The following is a 3,346-nucleotide window of genomic DNA, read 5'->3' on the forward strand; positions in this document are numbered from 1 at the left end:
CTCAACGGAGCGAAGCTCCACTCAACAGCGAAGCGCTCAACCAGCGGCGCAAGCCGCCTCAACAATCACACGGTGTCCATGAAATTCCTCTCCGTCTTATTAAAGATCAACGTCCCTACAGCCAGCAACACCACCATAAACCCAAAGTCATAAGCCAATAACTCCCAACTAAAAGCGCCCGTCCCCAAGAAGGCATAACGGAAAGTTTCGATAATACCAGCCATTGGATTGGCCTGAATAAAAATCTGGTATTCTGACGGGATGGTAGACATCGGATAGATCACTGGAGTCGCATACATCAATAGCTGCACCGCAAACGTCAACAAGAAAACAAGGTCTCTATACTTTGTCGTTAGAGAAGTAATGATCATACCGGCTCCTAGCGCCAATCCTGCCATCATCATCACCAGCAATGGTAGTAACAGAATGGTACTATTGGGTTGTATATCCGCTCCCGTCACCATAAAGTACCCCATGATCCCAAGGAATAGCATAAACTGTATCCCGAACTTCAATAAGCTGGACACTACGATCCCCAAAGGTGTGATCAGCCTTGGAAAGTATACTTTTCCAAAGATCCCCTGGTTATCCCGGAAGACGGTAGAGGTCTTGTTGAAGCAATCAGCAAAATAATTCCAGGCCGTCACCCCTGCCATATAAAAGAGGATCTGCGGCAATCCATCCGTAGAGATCTTCGCTACATTTCCAAAAATAAACACATAGGTGATGGTGGTAAACAGGGGTTGTATCAGGAACCACAGTGGTCCCAATATGGTCTGCTTATAATAGGTTACAAAATCCCTCTTAACGAACATGATCAGGAGGTCTCTGTATTTCCAGACTTCCTGTAGGTTGAGGTGAAAAAGACTTTTTTGGGGCTCAATAATGGTGTCCCAAGTATCAGTATATTGCTTGTCCATACTTTTTTGTTGAATCGTTGAATCGTTGAATTGAGCTTCGCTCGTTGATTCGAGTTGATTTGTTTATTGATCGATTATAACTAAGTATTCAATTAAAATTGAGTCAGTCAACAGTTCAACTCGAATCAACGAGCAAAGCTCAATTCATCTCACCGAAGGTGAAATTCAACGATTCAACGCTGTATATGAGCAGTGAAATTAGCCATCTTATACATATTAACCCAATTACACTGCTATGTCTTATCAATTACCTTTTGAAAAATTAGAAGTTTGGCACCTTAGTCGACAACTTGTCAAAGAAGTGTACTGCATTACCAAAACTTTCCCTAAAGAAGAACAATACGGTCTTTCTTCTCAAATACAACGAGCTGTAATCTCCGTCCCTTCCAATATTGCAGAAGGCACTTCCCGTACTTCCTATAAAGATCAAGCCCATTTTACGCAAGTGGCATTCAGCTCACTTATGGAAGTAAACTGTCAACTAATACTTGCGATTGATTTAGATTACCTCTCGAGTGAGCGGTACGATAAAATTAAAGCCCTTTGCTCCAAAGTAGCCAATATGCTAAATGCACTGCGTAAAAGTCAGCTTCGCAGGAGCTCAGATGGTTGAACCGTTGAATCGTTGAATTTCACCTTTGGTGAGTTGATTCGAGTTGAATCGTTTATTGAATTCAATAAACGATTCAACTCGAATCAACGAGCGAAGCTCAATTCAACTCATCACGAAGTGGTGAAATTCAACGATTCAACAACTTCCCCACTGAGCCATTTGTAATCTTCCCCCACCATCTCCAAAAAGTACGCATTGTCCTCCTCTGTAAAGTGGCTTTTCCAGCTATCTTTTTGCCCCTTATTAGGCAATAGACCAATAGGCTTACTCACCGTATCCAACTCGATAGGTGCCAGCTCTTTTTGCTTTGGGAAAAACTTTTTGCGGATCGTTTGATAGACCTCATAGGGATTGTCCTTTAAGTCCTCATAGCGTACGATCAAGATATTGGACTTCGTGCTCGCTAGCTTTTCCCATTCCTCTACGTGCTGCTTCCAATGCTCTGCGATTGTCATAGTAGGTGCATCTACCTGAATCGAAGGAGTTCCGCTCCAATCTAGTGGCATCCTTAAAAAATCCGAAAAAGAGATTCCTTGATGTTTGGGATGGATAAAGTTTGCCGTCTTCCAGATAGAGTAGGCTACTGCCCTGCCATCCCTCACCATGTATAACATTGGTTTATTGGATTTTAGTATCTTCTTATTTGGAAAAAAATGGGAACCAAATAGTTCTTGATAGGGGTTTCCCTCTTCATTCACAGCTCTGTTAGCCCAATGGCCCCAAGTGATATTCTTCTTGGATAGATCAAATTTCTGATAAAAGTTCTTTCCCAAAAAAGCCTCGGAGAAGTGTGTTCCCGAACGAGGGTGAGAATATACTTTAACGAATGGCTTAAGGGTCTGCTTCTCTATCCACAATTGGAAAGTATACAGCATCTCCTTGATGTCGTATATGTAGCTGGTTTGCATCTTGTCTTCGTTTATCCGTTATCGCTTATGATTTCCCGTTTATAGGCAGAGCATAAAATACTGAGCAATAAACTGTAAGCGATTGACCTAATTAATAAGTATAGGGGAGCAAAGGTAATACAATTTCAACAAACAAGGACCAGGATAATCAGGATCTAAAAGATTAGTAGGATTTTTATCGAAGAATTTCCTTTAGACTCTAAATTCCAGAAAGGTAAATAAGCAATCATTCCTTATTAATCCTGACTCATCCTTTTATCCTTTTAATCTTAGTCATCCTGGCCATCCTGATTATCCCGGTTATCCTGATTATCCCGGCCTTTGTTTGTTATTGAATAGCCGTTTGAACTGCAACCCTCCAGCAGCTCCGAAATTAATCAGGAGTCCTGTTCTCACCCGATATGCCTCTAAATAATTTTTAGCTTGAGCAAGATGAACATCTTGAAGTTGTATCACAGCCTTTAACTCTAGCATAATATCTCCCTCTACTAGAAAGTCTACTCTACGAGTTCCCACTTGTTCTCCTTTATAAAAGATCGGCATGGAAAACTCTCTCTGAAATTCTATATGTCTATCCCTAAACTCAATAGCCAAAGCTCTTTGGTAAATCACTTCCTGAAAGCCATTACCCAAATAATTATATACCTGCATTGCACCTCCAATTACCTTACCAGTCATCTCTTTCTGTTCCATATCATTTTGAATATTAATAAATACCTATTGCTGAACACTCAAATTTCATCACAGAGAAGTCAACTATATGGAACCGGAGTTAATAAAAGTTTATACACAAAACTCTCTTCCCCTCTACTAATCGGTAATGTCTTGTACCAATAAAAAATCGGTAGTGTCATGAATTAACTGATTGGCTTTTCCATGCCTCTGAAAACGTTGTTGCACGGAAG

General features: G+C 40.8%; 4 protein-coding genes. 1 reads left to right on the forward strand and 3 read right to left on the reverse strand.

Annotation, left to right across the window (positions count from 1 at the left end; all coding sequences use genetic code 11):
* Nucleotides 1-65: 65 nt before the first annotated feature.
* Nucleotides 66-920, reverse strand: a complete 855-nt coding sequence (locus ABD985_RS02075) for an ABC transporter permease (protein WP_345368782.1) — start codon at nucleotides 918-920, stop codon at nucleotides 66-68.
* A gap of 235 nt (nucleotides 921-1,155) precedes the next feature.
* Here ABD985_RS02075 and ABD985_RS02080 point away from each other — a divergent pair, with 235 nt between their 5' ends.
* Nucleotides 1,156-1,533, forward strand: coding sequence for a four helix bundle protein (locus ABD985_RS02080; RefSeq protein WP_345368783.1), 378 nt, complete (start codon nucleotides 1,156-1,158; stop codon nucleotides 1,531-1,533).
* 110 nt (nucleotides 1,534-1,643) lie between these two features.
* On the opposite strand, the gene ABD985_RS02085 is transcribed toward ABD985_RS02080, so the two are convergent.
* Nucleotides 1,644-2,441 (reverse strand): sulfotransferase domain-containing protein, encoded by a 798-nt coding sequence (locus tag ABD985_RS02085; protein WP_345368785.1) that lies wholly within the window; start codon nucleotides 2,439-2,441, stop codon nucleotides 1,644-1,646.
* Nucleotides 2,442-2,750: 309 nt separating this feature from the next.
* On the reverse strand, nucleotides 2,751-3,134 hold the full coding sequence (locus tag ABD985_RS02090; protein ID WP_345368787.1) for a GxxExxY protein: 384 nt from the start codon (nucleotides 3,132-3,134) through the stop codon (nucleotides 2,751-2,753).
* Nucleotides 3,135-3,346 lie beyond the last annotated feature (212 nt).

Source organism: Algivirga pacifica (genome assembly GCF_039543525.1).
GTDB classification, from domain to species: Bacteria; Bacteroidota; Bacteroidia; order Cytophagales; family Flammeovirgaceae; genus Algivirga; species Algivirga pacifica.

Coding starts and splice junctions, on each gene's coding strand:
- ABD985_RS02080 (WP_345368783.1), top strand. CDS start 1,156: ATGTCTTATCAATTACCTTTTGAAAAATTAGAAGTTTGGCACCTTAGT.
- ABD985_RS02085 (WP_345368785.1), bottom strand. CDS start 2,441: ATGCAAACCAGCTACATATACGACATCAAGGAGATGCTGTATACTTTC.
- ABD985_RS02075 (WP_345368782.1), bottom strand. CDS start 920: ATGGACAAGCAATATACTGATACTTGGGACACCATTATTGAGCCCCAA.
- ABD985_RS02090 (WP_345368787.1), bottom strand. CDS start 3,134: ATGGAACAGAAAGAGATGACTGGTAAGGTAATTGGAGGTGCAATGCAG.